The following is a 16,323-nucleotide window of genomic DNA, read 5'->3' on the forward strand; positions in this document are numbered from 1 at the left end:
ATCATCGATATTTAAGAGGCCGTCCGGATGCAAAAGGAAAAAGCGGTATTTGAAGCTATTCCAAACTGGCGCGGAAGCAGCCTAGAGCGACTCTAAAATGGGGTGTTGCGCTGGATCAATTTCGCGACGGACCTAGTCGCCCCCGCCCCCACCACCATCGCCTCCGCCTCCGCCTCCGCCTCCGCCTTCGCCTTCGCCTTCGCAATCCCGTCGCCCCTGGCGAGGGTGCCGTTCATTGATCATTCAAACGAAGTATGGAACCTTGCCCCTCAAAGAGTTCCCGCGTGTTTGTTCGAAAGGTCCAAGCCAATGAAGAAGTCGCTCCTGGCCATCGCTGCCACCGCTGTGGCCCTTACCGCCGGTACACCCGCCCATGCGCAGCGCGGCGTTGCTGCGGGCGTGGCGGCCGGAATCATCGGCGGCGCCATTGTTGGGGGCGCATTGGCCTCCCCGTATAATTACGGACCTGGCCCGGGTTACGGATATGGTCCGGGCTACGGCCCCGGTTACTACCCGCCCCGCTATTACGCGCCGGGTCCTGGCTATGTCGCCGACGACTATTACGGCAACGGCTGCGTCTGGCAGAAGCAGCGCTTCTGGGACGGTTATGCGTGGCGCGCCCGCCGCGTCAGAGTCTGTGGCTGAGTCGCGCCAAGCCGTTTCATTCCGGATGCGCCGTTCATCTCGGGGCCTGAAAAAGACCGCTTTTTCTCGTCACAGCTCCGTGTGCGTTTACCGCGGATTGACCATTTGCGCGCTTCCTAGCTGCAAGGCCAATTCCATCAGAGTCTGCGTGAACCTTTGAACCCCGGACGCTCCTAACAAGGTGCGTCCATCTCTCAGGAGAGCCAAGAGCATGAAGAAGACTTTAGTTGCCGCCCTCGCGGTTGCGACGATCGCCGGTTCGCTGGTGACTGCCACTCCGTCGGCCCAGGCCCGTGAAGGCGTCGGCGTCGGCATCGCAGCCGGCCTGATCGGCGGCGCCATCGTCGGCGGCGCCATCGCGTCGAGCCGTCCGGCCTATGGCGGTCCGGTATACGTGGCCGAGCCCGGCCCGCCGCCCCCGCCCTGCTACTGGCAGCGTCAGCGTTATTGGGACGGCTACGGCTGGGCCGTCCGCCCGGTTCGCGTTTGCTACTGATCTGATCGCATGGCGCTCATAAGCGCCGCGATCAAAGCCCGGCCGAGCATCTCGGCCGGGCTTTTTCTTTGAGCCAGAGGACCGAGACCCGCTATCGCGCCGCCTCGATCGAGCGCAGCACCTCTTCGCTCGGCCAGCAATCGACCTTGAGGCCTGCGGACTTTTGATAGGCACCAAGCGCGGCGCGCGTCTGCATGCCGGCCTTGCCGTCGATCTTGTCCTTGTAGAGCCCGACGCGCGTCAGCCCGCGCTGCATGGTCTCGACGTCCTTGGTACGCAATTGCTTCGAGGCCGACCACGGCGTCGCGAACGGCTGCGGGCTCGTCATGCGGTCGCTGAGATGGCCGACGAACAGCACGTAGAGATCGGAGAAATTGTATTCCTTGATGACGAAGTAGTTCTTCGTGGTCAGGAAGGACGGGCCGTAGATGCCTTCCGGTTGCAGCAGCGAGGCCGGCTGTGTCTGCTCGGCGGCACTGAGCTTTTGTCCCCGCACCGGCACAAAGCCTTCGCGCAGCCACTGGCCGATCGGCTTCGTCATCTCGGGCACACCGCTGGTGCAATCGACCTTGGCAGGCGCCTGCACTTCGTAAGCCCAGCGCACGCCGCTCTGCCAACCCTTGTTGACAAGCTGCTGCGCGGCGGATGCGAGCGCATCCGGCACCGAGTGCCAGATGTCGATGCGGCCGTCACGGTCGAAATGGACGCCGTGCTTGTAATATTCGGACGGCAGGAATTGCGTGAGGCCCGTGGCGCCGGCCCAGGACGAGCGCATGTCCTTGCGTGTCACAACGCCGTCGCCGAGGATTTTCAGCGAGAGGATGAACTCGTTGCGATAGGTGTCCTTGCGGCGGCCGACATAGGCCTGCGTCGCCAGCACGCGCACGAGATCGTAAGGCAGCGTGTAGCGGCCATAGTCGGTCTCGCGGCCCCAGATCGCCAGCATGACGGTGGCGGGCACGCCGGAGTTTTTCTCGATCTCGGTCAGCGCCGGCCGATATTTTTGCAGCAGAAGCTGCCCCTCGCCCGCGAGCCGCGCGATCGAGGCTTCCCTGACGTAGTCGCCCGGCACCTGCACGAACTCGGCCTGCGACGGCGCCCCCGTTGCGGGCCGTCCCGGCAGGATCAGATCGGGCAGCTTGTAGTCAGGCTCGAGCCCGCGCGTCTCTCGCTCGAACGTCGCGCGCGACACGCCGGCGGCCTGCGCTTCCGGCCAGAGCGAGGCGATGAACTGCGTGAAGGCGGCGTCGGCGGCGCGGGCGGGCGGCAGGCTACAGGTGATGGTGATCACCGCAGCTATGAGCGCCCGCCGCATCATACCGAAATCACCGCGTCAGCTTCTTGTACTTCACGCGATGCGGGATGATGCTGTCCTGGCCGAGCCGGCGCATCTTGTCCTTTTCGTAATCCTGGAAGTTGCCCTCGAACCATTCGACGTGACTGTCGCCTTCGAAGGCCAGGATGTGGGTCGCGATGCGGTCGAGGAACCAGCGATCATGGCTGATGATGACGGCGCAGCCGGCGAAATCCTCCAGGGCTTCTTCGAGCGCGCGCAGCGTGTCGACGTCGAGATCATTGGTCGGTTCGTCGAGCAGCAGCACGTTCGAGCCGGATTTCAGCATTTTCGCAAGATGCACGCGGTTGCGTTCACCGCCTGAGAGCGCGCCGACCTTCTTCTGCTGATCGGCGCCCTTGAAGTTAAACGAAGAGCAATAACCGCGTGAATTGACTTCCCTCTTGCCGAGCAGGATCAGTTCATTGCCGCCGGAGATCTCCTCCCACACGTTCTTGCTGCCATCGAGCGCGTCGCGGGACTGGTCGACGTAACCGAGATGAACGCTCTCGCCGACCGTGATGGTGCCCTTGTCCGGCTCTTCCTGCTTGGTGATCATCCTGAACAGCGTAGTCTTGCCGGCGCCGTTGGCGCCGATCACGCCGACGATACCGCCGGGCGGCAGCTTGAAAGTGAGATCGTCGATCAGCATGCGATCGCCGAAACCTTTGCTGAGCCCTTCGAAGTCGACCACGTTCTGACCGAGTCGCTCGGCCACTGGAATCGTGATCTGCGCGGTCTGGGTCTGCTTTTCGCTCGCCTGTTTCAGCAGTTCGTCATAGCGCTGATAGCGCGCCTTGGATTTGGCCTGGCGGGCTTTCGGCGAGGACGCGATCCATTCCTGCTCGCGGGCCAGCGTCTTCTGATGAGCAGCGTCCTCGCGGCCCTCCTGCTCGAGCCGCTTCTGCTTCTGCTGCAGCCAGGACGAGTAATTGCCCTCGTAGGGGATGCCCTTGCCGCGATCGAGCTCGAGGATCCAACTCGTGACGTTGTCGAGGAAGTAGCGATCATGGGTGACGATCAGGATCGCGCCGGGATAGTTGCGCAAATGCCCTTCCAGCCACGACACGGATTCTGCGTCGAGATGGTTGGTCGGTTCGTCGAGCAGCAGGAGTTCGGGCTGGTCGAGCAGCAGCTTGCACAGCGCGACGCGGCGGCGCTCGCCGCCGGAGAGTTTCGAGACCTCGGCATCGTCGGGCGGGCAGCGCAGCGCGTCCATGGCCTGGTCGACCTTGCTGTCGAGATCCCAGAGGCCCTGAGCCTCGATCTCGTCCTGCAGCTTGGTCATCTCGTCCGCGGTCTCCTCGGAATAATTCATCGCCAGCTCATTGTAGCGATCGAGGATGGCCTTCTGCTTGGCGACGCCCAGCATGACGTTCTCGCGCACGCTGAGTGTCGGATCGAGATGCGGCTCCTGTTCGAGATAGCCGACGCGGGCGCCCTGGGCGACCCAGGCCTCGCCGTTGTACTCCTTGTCGAGGCCGGCCATGATCTTGAGCAGCGTCGACTTGCCCGAGCCGTTGACACCGAGGACGCCGATCTTGGCGTCCGGGTAGAACGACAAATGGATGTTATCGAGCACCTTGCGGGTCGGGTAGCTCTTGGTCAGGCCCTGCATAAAGTAGATGAACTGGCGCGCCATCGGTCCCGAAAACCTTCGATTTGAGGAAATTTGCTTGCCGCCGATGTAGCGATCCCGCCCTCAAAGGGCAATGTTTTCCCTCCGTTCACCACGGATCAATACGGGTCGGACACCATCCGGACCTGGATCCGGACAATTGAAACCATCTTTTAATAAATCAGGCCAAAGCTCGGTTTCGCGCGGAAACAGCGCCACCCGCTCAGAAATGAACGGGAGCACAGCGAGACAGCGTCATGGCCGTGATCGAGACCAATTCTCTTCCCGTTCCGGTAGACTCCGGGAACGCGTCCGTGTTCGTCTCGGAGATCAAGGGCTTCTGGAAACGTTTCTTCGCCACCGCTTTCAACCCCTACCGGCCCGAACTGCATTACATGCGCGGCCCCGGCCCCGCCTGGCGGGCCAAACACGGCATGAATGCGCCGTTCCGGCTCAAGCCCCCCGAGCTCTGAGCCTTAATCACCTATCGGATTTTTGAAGACGCGAACGGCTTGCGCACGGTCGTGATTGCGCGCAACCATGGCCCGGTTCCACCTCACCCATGGATGAACGCTGATGACGCGGTTGCGCTGTGCAATTCTCGACGACTATTTCAACCTCTCCCTCGATGTCGCCGACTGGCAAAGGCTGTCCGACCGCGTCGACGTCACCGTCTTCAGCCATCCCTTCGCTTCCGAACAGGCTGCGGCCAGCGCGCTCGCCGATTTCGAGATCGTCTGCGCCATGCGCGAGCGCACGGCGTTTCCGAAGAGCTTGTTCGAGAGCTTGCCGAAGCTGAAGCTGCTGCTGACATCAGGCATGCGCAACGCCTCGATCGACATGGAGGCCGCGAAGGCGGGTGGCGTTACGATCGGCGGCACGCAATATTCGCGCGATCCGACCGCGCCCTTGACCATGGGCCTGATCCTGGAACTGACCCGCGGCATCGGCCGCGAGAACGCGCGCATGCATGCGGGCGAGCCCTGGCAGACCTTTGCCGGCGTCGAGATCGAGGGGCTGACGCTCGGCGTCATCGGGCTCGGCAAGCTCGGCAGCAAGATGGCGGGTATCGCGAAAGCGTTCGGCATGAACGTGATCGCCTGGAGCCCGAACCTGACGCCGGAGAAGTGCAAGGACGCCGGCGTCGGCTATGCCACCAAGGAAGAGCTGTTCGCCAAGGCCGATATCATCACCATCCATGTTGTACTGAGCGAGCGTTCGCGCGGGCTGGTCGGAGCTGCCGATCTTGCGCGAATGAAGCCGACAGCCTTCCTCGTCAACACCGCGCGCGGGCCGATCGTGGACGAGCAGGCGCTGCTCGAGGCGTTGCAGCAGAAGCGGATTGCAGGCGCCGGCATCGACGTGTTTTCGGTCGAGCCGCTGCCGACGGACCATCCGTTCCGCAAGCTCGACAATCTCGTGCTGACGCCGCATCTCGGCTACGCCACAGAGGACGGCTTGCGCATCCATTACGGCCAGATGGTCGACGCGATTGACGCCTTCACCAAGGGCGGTGAGCTGCCGCGGAAGCTGGCCTGAAGCCTCAGGCTGCCGCGCGGTGGCTGGTGGGCTGCCTTGCCGCATCGGCAAAGCCGTCGCGCCAGGAGGCATGCGCCAGCAGCCAGCCGAGCTCGCGCTTTGCCCTGCCGTTGGATGCTCCGCGCACCTCTGTCATCATCGCAACCATATGCTCGCCCGCAAGCAGGCGCCCGAGCCAGGCGGGAATGTGACGCGGCGGCTTGGCACCAAGCAGCTCGGCCAGCGCGGGCAACCAATCCCTCACCTGCGCCGGATGATCGTCGACGATGTTGTAGATGCCGCCAACGCGTCCGCGTTCAACCGCGGCCAGCGTGGCAGAGGCGGCATCTTCGGTGTGAATGAACGACCACGTCCCGCCGCCATCGCCGATCACCGGCACACGCCGGTGGCGCAGCTGGTCGATCATCGCCGGCGAGAGCGTGCCGGTGCCAGGTCCATAGAAGAATCCATAGCGCAGCACGATGCCCCCCGGCTTCGTTGAAGCGGTGACGCTTCGCTCCAGATACCGGATTGCCTCAAGGGTGCGTCGCAGCTCTTGCGGGGGATGCGGGTCGAGTTCATCGATCTCGGTCTTCACCGTTCCCCCGGCGCGACTGAAGGTCCAGCCGCAGAAGCTTTGCGCGATGAAGCGCTTGGCGCCGGCCTCGCGTGCGGCGTTGAGAAGAATGTCGGTTCCGCGGGTGCGGAGCTCGTTGGTTCGCGCGAAAGCCCGATCGAAGTGCCGGAGGTCCGTGGCGGCCGCGAGATCTGTCATCTGGTGGATGACGGCGTCGGGCTTCGCCGCGATCACCGCAGCGCGCATGCTGTCGGCATCGAGGCCGTCGGCGACGACCGGCTCCGTACCCAATCGACGCACAAAATCTGCTTTTGCCGCATTCCGTGTCGTGCCAATCACGGAATGACCTGCCGCGACTAGCAATGGAACAAGATAGCGACCGACCGCGCCGGTCGCCCCCGCAACAAAGATGCGCATCCTGTGCTCCTCAATTCGTTGCAATCCTCCCGGACGTAATCGAGGTGCTGAGCCGTTCAAGGAAGGCATGCGCAAGCAAGGCATGCGCAAGCGAGAGATGCGCGCATGCGTCAAATGATTACGGCGCGTGACCGAAATTCACGCGCCGTAATCAGATCAATTCTTGCGAGGCCGGTTCAGCGCACGGTGACTGGTGCGGGTAGCGGCGGCACCACGGTCGGCTGGGTGCCCGGGACCGGACCGGCCTGCGCGGCCATCGGCGCGGGCCCGGCAGCACCGGGCACGGGCGCGGCGGATGCGGTCGCAGTTCCCGGCGGCGGACCACCCGGCATCACGACCACACGGGTGCCGACCTTGACGCGATCGAACAGGTCGGAGACGTCCTCGTTCAGCATGCCGATGCAGCCGGAGGACACGAACTTGCCGATCGTCGAGGGCTGGTTGGTGCCGTGGATGCGGTAGACGGTCGAACCGAGATACATCGCGCGGGCGCCGAGCGGATTGCCGGGACCGCCAGCCATGAAGCGCGGCAAATAGGGCTGGCGCTCGATCATTTCCGTCGGCGGATGCCAATCCGGCCATTCGGCCTTGCGGGTGATCTTCTGCACGCCGGTCCAGGTGAAACCGTCGCGGCCGACGCGGACGCCGTAACGGACCGCACGGCCGTTGCCGAGCACATAGTAGAGGTAGGTATTCGGGGTATCGACGATGAGCGTTCCGGCCGGCTCCTTGGTCGCCAGCGAAACCTCCTGGCGACGCAGGTTCTGCGGCAACTGCGCTGGAGCGGCGTCGGGCTGCTCCTCGGGCGGCAGCGAGGCGATCGCCATCGGCCGGCCATCGGCGCCAACAGGCGGCTGCCCGGCCTGGACCGTTCCGGTCGCGGCGGGACCACCGACCGCCTCGGGCGGACGCAAGCCGTCACTGCCGGGCGCCTGAGCCGGACGATCCGCATAGATCACCGCGGGCGGCCCGGCGGGGCGGCCGTAGCGGGGGTCGTCGGGCGACGTCACGGGACCCTGCGGCGGCGCGGCCGAGTAGACGGGCGCGCCCGCGGGACGACCATAACGGGGATCATCCGGCGACATCACCGGACCCTGCGGCGGGGCCGCCGAATAAACCGGGGGAGCGCCGGCCGGACTGCCGTAGCGCGGGTCCGGGCCGGGCGGCGGTAGCGCCGCCTGCGGCATCGCGTCGTCTTCATCGTCCAGCGCGTCGAAATTCGGTGCGCGGTCGCCGGGCCGATATTCGGCCGGCGCGCCATAGCTCGGCGCCTGCTGGACCGGATAGCTCTGAGCCTGTGCGAGCGAGGTTCCCGCCGCAGCGACTGTCGCGGCAGCGCATATCGTCAGAATATGTTTGATCATCATCGCTCTTGTATAGTCCCCGGGCCCCGTCCGGACCGTTAACGGCCAGATGACGGAAGATAGCGGCACATTCAAGACATTACAGGTTGATTCGTGCCTGATTTGCCGATTTGTGATCCGCAAAACTACCGTTGCCTCGTTGCATCATGGGATGAAAATCAACGCACGCTTGAGATCACCGGAGTCGCCGGCTCCGTTTTTTACGGAACGACCCGGAATCGTTGCGGTATGTTCGAATCAGCCTGATTCGCCTCCGCTTTGAGCTTCGATCCCCGCGTGGCGAACGCGGCAAGCAGTACCGTCACCGCGTTCAGATGGCTCATGGGCCCTGGCCAATTCGCCGCCGGGGCGGAAATTCGCAATCCCTCGATGCTTCCCGGCTTTCGCTTCCTGTTTGCCGCGATCCTGCTGTCAGCCTCCATCCTGGTGTTCGGCCTAGGCGCCGCCGCGCTGCTGCGGGCGACCCACGAGCAGTATGTCAGCAACCCCTCCTGGCGGAACGGCCCGCAGGAGAAGGTGTTTGCGCAAGCTCCCGAGCCGGCCCAGCCGGTGCTCGCGGTACTGCGCGCCGAGCCGGAGGCGGTCGAGCCCACGCCGTCGCTGCGCGACCGGGTGCCGACGATCGGATTGCCGGCGAGCGAGCCCGAGCAGATCGCGCTGACGACCGAGACCGAATCTCAGCCGCAGATCGTTGCACCTCCGGCTGACGTCCCCGCCGAACCGGCCAATGCCGAGACCATGGCCGAGACCAAGGCCGAGACGACGACGGACGCCGCGGCGCCGGCCTCGAGCAACACGCTTACTCCGGCCGACGCCACCACATCCATCGCCGCGGCCAAGCCCGTTCCGATCGCTCTCGCGAGCAAACCAACACCTGCCGCCGCCAGCGGAGCCTCGGCTTCGTCCACGTTCGACATGGCGAGCGCGAAGTTCGCCGCGTTGAACGACCCGGCGACCACGGCCTGGAAGGATCCGCCGGCGAAAGCCAAGGGCGACGCTAAGGCCGACAGCAGCTCGCCGGAGAGCAAGGCAACCAAGCCGCGGGCGCATCGGGTGAAGAAGCGCCGCCACATTGTCCGGCGTCCGCCGCCGCCGGTTCAGCAACTCGATCCGTTCGGGCAGCCGCAACCGGCCTTCGCCGCGACGACCGCGCGCGCGCGTCCGTAAGGTTACGCCGGCCCGGTCGCGATCGGCGGGCCTTTTTCCTGGCCCCATTCCGACCATGAGCCGTCGTAGAGTGCGGTGTCGGTGATGCCGAGGCGATAGAGCGCCAGCGTCAGCACGCCGGCAGAGACGCCCGAGCCGCAGCTCGTCACGATCGGCGCATCGAGCTTGACGCCGGCGTTCGCGAAGGCGGCGCGGAGATCGTCGAGCGGCTTCATCGTGCCGGTCGCGGCGTCGAACAGCTGATTGTAAGGCACGTTGCGTGCGCCGGGGATGTGACCGGAGCGGATGCCCGCGCGCGGCTCGGGCGCCCGGCCCTCGAAACGGTCGGCGGCGCGCGCGTCGATCACCTGCTCGGCACGGCTTTCGACGTTGGCGACCAGTTGCTGCATGCTGCGCACGCGTTTTGAATCATAGCTCGCCTTGAACGTCGCAGGCTTCGGCTTCACTTCGCCGGTCTCGGTCGCACGTCCCTCGGCGCGCCACTTCTTCAGGCCGCCATTGAGGATACGCACATCGTTGTGGCCGAAAGCCAGGAACATCCACCACGCGCGCGGCGCGGCGACCCAGCCGCCGGCATCGTAGATCACGATGGTGTCGGCATTGGAGATGCCGAGATTGCCGACGTCGCGGCCGAACTGCTCGGCGCTCGGATACATGTGCGGCAGCGGGTTGGAATGGTCCGAGACCGCATCGACGTCGAAGAACACCGCGCCCGGCAGATGGGCTGCGAGATAATCGTCCTTCGGCAATGGCAGCACGCCCGGCAGCTTGAAGCTGGCGTCGATCACCTTGACGCCGGCATCGTTGATGTGGGTGGCGAGCCATTCGGTGGAGACGAGAGGATCGGTGGGGGTGGTCATGCGATTTCTTCCTTGTCATTCCGGAGCGTGCGCAGCACTGGCGAAGTTGAAGCAGTGCGCGTCAAACTCCACTGTCATCGCCCGGCTCGACCGGGCGATCCAGTATTCCAGAGGCGGTTGTGATTGAGCGGAGAGGCCGCGGCGTACTGGATTCCCCGCTTTCGCGGGGAATGACGCCGGAGATTGGAGCAACAGCGCAACACCCCTCACTCCTCACCCCTTCTTCTTCGGCTCCCACTGCTCCACCGGCCCGCCGGCATCCCGCCAGGCGGCGTAGCCGCCGGCGATGTGGGCGACGGGCTTCAGGCCCATGTCCTGCGCGGTCTTTGCGGCGAGCGCGGAGCGCAGCCCGCCGGCGCAGTGGAATACGAACTTCTTGTCCTCCTGGAACACCGGCTTGGCGTACGGGCTCTGCGGATCGATCCAGAATTCGAGCATGCCGCGGGTGCAGGCGAACGCGCCGGGGATGCGGCCGTCACGCTCGATCTCGCGGGGATCGCGGATGTCGACGATGACGACGTCGCCGTTTTTGGAGATCTCGATGGCATCCTTGGCGTTGAGCGTCTCGATCTCCGCATTGGCCTCGTCGATCAGCGCCTTGATGCCGCGGGTGATGGTCTGGGGCATGTGGTTCTCCCTCTTGTTGTCATTCCGTGGAGCGCGAGCTAATGCGTCAATTCCTTCATCGCACCCTCGAGCCCCTCGATCGTGATCGGGTACATGCGGTTGGCGAAGATGCGTTTGATGATCGTGGTGGATTCCGAATAGTCCCAGTGCTTCTGCTGTACCGGGTTCAGCCATACCGAATGCGGATAGGTATGGATGATGCGGTCGAGCCAGACCGAGCCGGGCTCCTCGTTGACATGCTCGACCGAGCCGCCTGGCACCATGATCTCGTAAGGCGACATCGAGGCGTCGCCGACGAACACGATCTTGTAGTCGTGCGGATATTTGTGCAGCACGTCCCAGGTCGGCGTGCGGTCGGTGAAGCGGCGCTTGTTCTGCTTCCACACGCCTTCATAGAGGCAGTTGTGGAAGTAGAAATACTCCATGTGCTTGAACTCGCTCTTCGCCGCCGAGAACAGCTCCTCGACCTGCTCGATATGCGCGTCCATCGAGCCGCCGATGTCGAAGAACACCAGCAGCTTCACCGCGTTGCGCCGCTCGGGCCGCATGTGGACGTCGAGATAGCCGTGATTGGCGGTCTCGCGGATAGTGGTGTCGAGATCGAGCTCGTCGGGCGCGCCGGTGCGCGCGAACTTGCGCAGACGGCGCAGCGCCACCTTGATGTTGCGAATGCCGAGCTCGACGTTGCCGTCGAGATCCCTGAACTCGCGTTTGTCCCACACCTTCACGGCGCGGTTGTTGCGGTTCTTCTCCTGGCCGATGCGAACGCCTTCGGGATTGTAACCATGGGCGCCGAACGGCGAGGTGCCGGCGGTGCCGATCCACTTCGAGCCGCCCTGATGACGGCCCTTCTGCTCCTCGAGGCGCTTCTTCAGGGTCTCCATGAGCTTGTCCCAGCCCATGGCCTCGATCTGCTTCTTCTCTTCGTCCGTCAGGTATTTCTCGGCGAGCTTCTTCAACCACTCCTCGGGGATCTCGGCGCCTTCCATGGCATCGAGCAGGCTTTCCAGCCCCTTGAACACCGTGCCGAAGACGCGGTCGAACTTGTCGAGATTGCGCTCGTCCTTCACCAGCGAGGTGCGCGACAGATAGTAGAAATTCTCGACCGAGTAATCCGCGAGGTCAGCGTCGAGCGCCTCCACCAGCGTGAGGTATTCGCGCAGCGTCACGGGGACCTGCGCATCGCGCAGAGAAGTGAAGAATTGCAGGAACATGGGTGACAGATTGCCCGTCGGGGGGCGAACGTCAAGGGGCGGAGGCCACCGCTCTGCGCTGGACCGCGAGGCTTTTTGCTCTAGAATTGGCGGCCTCACGGGGTTGTTTTGGGGACGTTTGCAATGGGAATTCTCGCAGCGCTCGTCATTGGCGCAATCGCCGGCTGGCTTGCCGGCAAGATTGTCCATGGGGCGGGATTTGGGCTGATCGGCAACATCGTCGTCGGCATCATCGGCGCGCTCGTGGCGAGCTGGATTCTGCCTCAGCTGCACATCCAGCTCGCAACGGGCGCGGTCGGCGCCATCATGGATGCCACGATCGGCGCGGTGATTGTGCTCGTCATCCTTTCGCTGATAAAACGGGTCTGAAAGCCTGACCGAACCAGGAACGGCCGCCACGCGCGGCCGTTCCCATGTCGCGACCAGGGCAACGCCTGGGACGACGACCAACAAGGACGCGCGATGAAATTTACCGGCACCAAGGACTATATTGCGACCGACGATCTCAAGGTCGCGGTCAATGCCTCGATCGTGCTGGAGCGCCCGCTGCTCATCAAGGGCGAGCCCGGCACCGGGAAAACCGTTTTGGCCGAGGAAGTGGCGAAGGCGCTGAACGCGCCGTTGCTCACCTGGCACATCAAGTCCACCACCAAGGCGCAGCAGGGCCTCTACGAGTACGACGCGGTGTCGCGCCTGCGCGACAGCCAGCTCGGTGATAGCAAGGTGTCCGACATCAAGAACTACATTAAGCGTGGCAAGCTGTGGGACGCCTTCACCGCCGAGCAGCGCCCCGTGCTCCTGATCGACGAGATCGACAAGGCCGACATCGAATTCCCGAACGACCTCCTGCTCGAGCTCGACCGCATGGAATTCCATGTCTACGAGACCGGCGAGACGATTAAGGCCAAGCAGCGCCCGATCATGATGATCACCTCCAACAACGAGAAGGAGCTGCCGGACGCCTTCCTGCGCCGCTGCTTCTTCCACTACATCAAGTTCCCCGACGCCGACACCATGACCCGGATCGTCGACGTCCACTTCCCCGGCATCAAGAAGCGCCTGGTCGAGGAAGCCCTGCGCATCTTCTTCGAGGTCCGCGAAGTGCCCGGCCTGAAGAAGAAGCCGTCGACCTCGGAGCTGCTCGACTGGCTCAAGCTGCTGCTGAACGAAGACATGAGCGTCGAGCAGTTGCGCGAGCGCGACCCGCGCAAGCTGATCCCGCCGCTGCACGGCGCGCTGCTCAAGAACGAGCAGGACGTGCATCTGTTCGAGCGGCTGGCGTTCTTGAGCCGAAGGGAAGTGTAGGACAAAGACAAACTGTAGGATGGGTAGAGCGCAGCGAAACCCATCAAGCTTTTCCCGTAGTGACGGAGGCGATGGGTTTCGCTGCGCTCTACCCATCCTACGCTCTCCGCACCTCGTCTCACGCGCGCAGACACACGCCCGCATCCTCGCGGCGCATTTCGCCCGAGCTATGCTCTCTCCATCGCCCTCATCAAAAAGGGCGCAGGGAAGACCGGGTGCCGGCTGGCACCCACGGTCCGCTGTGCGAAGATGTAGCGCAAGGAAACCGCACAGCGGCATACAGGTGTAGCCAATCACTCGGCCTTCCCTGCGCAGTGGCTTTACGGCTTATGCCGTGCTCTCCCGGGAGCCGAGTTCCTGTTGGCCTCCCTCGTCTTCACGAAAGTCGCGGACACCGCGCCGGTTGACGCGAATGCCGCATCCGCAAAGGCTTGACCGTAGCAACGACGGCCAGGACCACACGGTTTTGCCGTACGCACACAGCGTCGCTCGTCCACACGAAGCCTCGGGCTCACGGAGAGCAATCCGCCCTGCCCTTGACCTCTCGTACACGACGCTGCCGCGTCCACCGCAACCCGGCCCGCGTTTCGAACGACTCGCGAACCGCCCCTCTTCGTCGGGCCGGGCTGTTTCGATTTATGCCGCAATTCCGAATTTCGGTAAAGTGGAATGTTTTCGCGCAAAGGGATTGACGTAGTGCATGGTGTTTTGCCCGTCGGGCACGCGTAGGATGGGTAGAGCGCAGCGAAACCCATCAAACTTTTCCCGCGGTGATGGAGGCGATGGGTTTCGCTGCGCTCTACCCATCCTACGAAGATGCCCTACGCCACCGCCGCATCCGGCACGCGCGCGGCTTCCATCGGCTGCTTGCCGCGGATCAAATCCGACGCGCGGTCGGCGATCATCATGGTCGACGCATTCAGGTTCGCCGAGATCATGCGCGGCATCACGGAGGCATCGATCACGCGGAGGCCTTCGAGGCCGTGAACGCGGAGCTGGTCGTCGACCACCGCCCAGGTCGAATCGGCCGGGCCCATGCGGCAGGTGCAGCCGGGATGGAAGGTGGTAGTGCCGCGTTCGGTGGCGGCGGCCAGGAACTCGTCGTCGGTGTTGATGTCAGGGCCGGGGAAATCCTCGTAGGCGTAATAGGGCGACAGCGGCGCGGACTTCAAAAGCCTGCGCGCGAGCTTCATGCCGCCGACGATCACGCGGCGGTCGAGCTCGGCGTCGAGATAATTGGTCTGGATGATCGGCGGCGCAAAGGGATCGCTGGAGCGGATGCGGACATAGCCGCGGCTCTCGGGGCGCTGCTGCCAGGAGGCCACCGTCATGCCGGGCTCGTTCTCGAGCTGGCCCTGCACGCCTTCCTTGTAGCTCGCCGGCGTGAAGGTGAGCTGAAGGTCGGACGAGTCGGCGCTCTCGCCGGAATGCCAGAAGCAATAGACCATGGTCGGCGACAGCGAGAGCAGGCCTTTGCGCGCGGTCGCCCATTTCAGCGCCTCGATCCACAGCGAGAAGCCGCGGCGAAGCTCGTTGATGGTCCTGATGTTTTTGACACGCGCCACAGTGCGCGGCGCATAATGATCCTGCAGGCCCTCGCCGACCGGCAGCGCGTGACGCACCTGGATGCCGTGGGTCTGCAACAGGTCGGGCGAGCCGATGCCGGAGAGCTGCAAGAGCTGCGGCGAATTATAGGTGCCGCCGGAGAGGATCACTTCCTTGTTGGCGCGCACCTCCACCGGCGTGCCGCCTGAGCCGCCCTTCATGTAGCGCACGCCGACGGCGCGCTTGCCCTCGAAGATGATCTCGGTCGCGTGCGCGTGGGTGTGGACATGCACGTTCGGCCGCTTCATCGCGGGCTTGAGAAACGCGGTCGAGCCGGAGACGCGCAAGCCCTTGTCGATGGTGCGCTGACAATAGGAGACGCCTTCCTGGGTCTTGCCGTTGTAATCGGGGTTGCGGGGGATGCCGAGCGAGACCGCGCCTTCCATGAAGGCTTCGCAGAGCGGATCGCGCCAGTTCATCGTGGTGACGGTGAGATTGCCGTCGCGGCCGCGGTAAATGTCCTCGCCCTCGCCGACCCGCTTCTCCAGCCGCCGGAAGTAAGGCAGCACATCGGCATAGCCCCAGCCGCGATTGCCCATCTGCGCCCAGGTGTCGAAATCCATGCGCTGGCCGCGGTTGTAGATGTGGCCGTTGATCGAGGACGAACCGCCGAGCGTCTTGCCGCGCGGCGCATAGATGCTGCGCCCGCCGGTCCAGGGCCCGACCTCCTGCTGGTAGGCCCAGTTGATGCTCTTCATGTGGAAGGTCTTGATGAAGCCCGCCGGCAGATGGATGTAGGGATGCCAGTCGCTGGGTCCGGCCTCCAGCACGCAGACGCTCACGTTCGGATCTTCGCTCAGCCGGCTGGTGAGCACGCAACCCGCCGAGCCCGCGCCGATGATCACGTAGTCAAATCTATCCATGGTGCCTCGGCCGCCGCTCAGCGCGGCTTGTCGTTGAGTTGATAATTCAAATGCGTCCGCACCGTCGGCCATTCGGCCGCTGTGATGCTGTAGACGACGGTGTCGCGCAGCGTGCCGTTGGGCGCGACCTGGTGGCTGCGCAGGATGCCGTCCTGCTTAGCGCCCAGACGTTCGATGGCGCCGCGGCTCTGGTGATTGAAGAAATGCGTGCGGAATTCCACCGCGATGCAGTCCAGGGTTTCGAAGGCGTGGGTGAGCAGCAGCAGCTTGCACTGCGTGTTGAGCGGGCCGCGCTGCGCGCTCTTGCCATACCAGGTCGAGCCGATCTCGACGCGGCGGTTGGCGGCATCGATGTTCATGTAGGTCGTCATGCCCACGATCTTGCCGCTGCCATCGAACACGGTGAAGGGGAGCATCGAGCCCGTGGCCTGAAGACCGAGCCGGCGGTCGATTTCCTTGCCCATGTTGTCCGGCGTCGGAATCGCGGTGTACCAGATGGTGGAGAGCTCGCCATCCTTCACGGCCTCGATCAGCCCCTCGCGGTGCTGATGCGACAGCGGCTCGAGTCGGGCATGCTGTCCGCGCAGGGTGATGGGATCAGGCCAGGGCATTGCAGGTCTCTCTCTGTTGTCGTTGCGAGCGAAGCGAAGCAATCCAGAGTGCCTGCTCCTCGTCCTGAGGAGCGCGTCTTCGCGCGTCTCGAAGGATGAAGGC

Annotated in this window: 17 protein-coding genes; 7 read left to right on the forward strand and 10 right to left on the reverse strand. The window is 64.2% G+C overall.

Annotation, left to right across the window (positions count from 1 at the left end; translation table 11 throughout):
- Window positions 1-92: 92 nt before the first annotated feature.
- Window positions 93-236 carry a hypothetical protein gene (locus tag IVA74_RS21180; protein ID WP_247347822.1) on the reverse strand — a complete coding sequence of 48 codons (144 nt, stop codon included), beginning with the start codon at window positions 234-236 and terminating at the stop codon, window positions 93-95.
- 73 nt (window positions 237-309) lie between these two features.
- Between IVA74_RS21180 and IVA74_RS21185 the strand changes: the two genes are divergently transcribed.
- Window positions 310-645: a hypothetical protein gene (locus tag IVA74_RS21185; RefSeq protein WP_247347823.1), complete on the forward strand. Its 336-nt coding sequence runs from the start codon at window positions 310-312 to the stop codon at window positions 643-645.
- Between the two features lie 211 nt (window positions 646-856).
- A complete protein-coding gene (locus IVA74_RS21190; protein WP_247347824.1) occupies window positions 857-1,141 on the forward strand; it encodes a hypothetical protein in 285 nt (94 codons plus the stop codon).
- Between the two features lie 91 nt (window positions 1,142-1,232).
- Here IVA74_RS21190 and IVA74_RS21195 read toward each other — a convergent pair whose 3' ends face one another.
- A complete protein-coding gene (locus IVA74_RS21195) occupies window positions 1,233-2,459 on the reverse strand; it encodes a lytic murein transglycosylase (protein WP_247347825.1) in 1,227 nt (408 codons plus the stop codon).
- 7 nt (window positions 2,460-2,466) lie between these two features.
- Window positions 2,467-4,116, reverse strand: a complete 1,650-nt coding sequence (ettA, locus tag IVA74_RS21200) for an energy-dependent translational throttle protein EttA (RefSeq protein ID WP_247347826.1) — start codon at window positions 4,114-4,116, stop codon at window positions 2,467-2,469.
- 233 nt (window positions 4,117-4,349) lie between these two features.
- On the opposite strand from ettA, the gene IVA74_RS21205 reads away from it, so the two are divergent.
- The gene (locus tag IVA74_RS21205) at window positions 4,350-4,565 is read left to right on the forward strand and encodes a hypothetical protein (RefSeq protein WP_247347827.1); all 216 of its coding nucleotides are present in this window, start codon (window positions 4,350-4,352) and stop codon (window positions 4,563-4,565) included.
- A 103-nt stretch (window positions 4,566-4,668) separates the two neighbouring features.
- Complete coding sequence (locus IVA74_RS21210; RefSeq protein ID WP_247347828.1) at window positions 4,669-5,631, forward strand: D-2-hydroxyacid dehydrogenase family protein; 963 nt, start codon at window positions 4,669-4,671, stop codon at window positions 5,629-5,631.
- Between the two features lie 4 nt (window positions 5,632-5,635).
- On the opposite strand, the gene IVA74_RS21215 is transcribed toward IVA74_RS21210, so the two are convergent.
- Both IVA74_RS21215 and IVA74_RS21220 read right to left on the reverse strand, forming a co-directional pair.
- Complete coding sequence (locus IVA74_RS21215; protein WP_247347829.1) at window positions 5,636-6,604, reverse strand: NAD-dependent epimerase/dehydratase family protein; 969 nt, start codon at window positions 6,602-6,604, stop codon at window positions 5,636-5,638.
- 176 nt (window positions 6,605-6,780) lie between these two features.
- Window positions 6,781-7,968, reverse strand: a complete 1,188-nt coding sequence (locus IVA74_RS21220; protein WP_247347830.1) for a L,D-transpeptidase — start codon at window positions 7,966-7,968, stop codon at window positions 6,781-6,783.
- Between the two features lie 321 nt (window positions 7,969-8,289).
- Here IVA74_RS21220 and IVA74_RS21225 point away from each other — a divergent pair, with 321 nt between their 5' ends.
- The gene (locus tag IVA74_RS21225) at window positions 8,290-9,135 is read left to right on the forward strand and encodes a hypothetical protein (RefSeq protein WP_247347831.1); all 846 of its coding nucleotides are present in this window, start codon (window positions 8,290-8,292) and stop codon (window positions 9,133-9,135) included.
- Between the two features lie 2 nt (window positions 9,136-9,137).
- Here IVA74_RS21225 and sseA read toward each other — a convergent pair whose 3' ends face one another.
- The 3 genes from sseA to IVA74_RS21240 all read right to left on the reverse strand — a co-directional run bounded on the left by sseA (window position 9,138) and on the right by IVA74_RS21240 (window position 11,836).
- On the reverse strand, window positions 9,138-9,995 hold the full coding sequence (gene sseA / locus IVA74_RS21230) for a 3-mercaptopyruvate sulfurtransferase (protein ID WP_247347832.1): 858 nt from the start codon (window positions 9,993-9,995) through the stop codon (window positions 9,138-9,140).
- Window positions 9,996-10,208: 213 nt separating this feature from the next.
- On the reverse strand, window positions 10,209-10,622 hold the full coding sequence (locus IVA74_RS21235; RefSeq protein ID WP_247347833.1) for a rhodanese-like domain-containing protein: 414 nt from the start codon (window positions 10,620-10,622) through the stop codon (window positions 10,209-10,211).
- 38 nt (window positions 10,623-10,660) lie between these two features.
- Entirely contained in the window at window positions 10,661-11,836 is a 1,176-nt protein-coding gene (locus IVA74_RS21240; protein ID WP_247347834.1) for a VWA domain-containing protein, read from the reverse strand.
- Between the two features lie 123 nt (window positions 11,837-11,959).
- Between IVA74_RS21240 and IVA74_RS21245 the strand changes: the two genes are divergently transcribed.
- Both IVA74_RS21245 and IVA74_RS21250 read left to right on the forward strand, forming a co-directional pair.
- The gene (locus tag IVA74_RS21245; protein ID WP_247347835.1) at window positions 11,960-12,205 is read left to right on the forward strand and encodes a GlsB/YeaQ/YmgE family stress response membrane protein; all 246 of its coding nucleotides are present in this window, start codon (window positions 11,960-11,962) and stop codon (window positions 12,203-12,205) included.
- 93 nt (window positions 12,206-12,298) lie between these two features.
- Window positions 12,299-13,141: a MoxR family ATPase gene (locus IVA74_RS21250; protein ID WP_247347836.1), complete on the forward strand. Its 843-nt coding sequence runs from the start codon at window positions 12,299-12,301 to the stop codon at window positions 13,139-13,141.
- 821 nt (window positions 13,142-13,962) lie between these two features.
- Here the strand turns inward: IVA74_RS21250 and IVA74_RS21255 are convergent.
- Both IVA74_RS21255 and IVA74_RS21260 read right to left on the reverse strand, forming a co-directional pair.
- Window positions 13,963-15,609, reverse strand: coding sequence for a GMC family oxidoreductase N-terminal domain-containing protein (locus IVA74_RS21255; RefSeq protein WP_247347837.1), 1,647 nt, complete (start codon window positions 15,607-15,609; stop codon window positions 13,963-13,965).
- A 17-nt stretch (window positions 15,610-15,626) separates the two neighbouring features.
- A complete protein-coding gene (locus IVA74_RS21260; RefSeq protein WP_247347838.1) occupies window positions 15,627-16,220 on the reverse strand; it encodes a GNAT family protein in 594 nt (197 codons plus the stop codon).
- Between the last annotated feature and the right edge of the window lie 103 nt (window positions 16,221-16,323).

Source organism: Bradyrhizobium sp. 132 (assembly GCF_023074185.1).
Classification (GTDB): domain Bacteria; phylum Pseudomonadota; class Alphaproteobacteria; order Rhizobiales; family Xanthobacteraceae; genus Bradyrhizobium.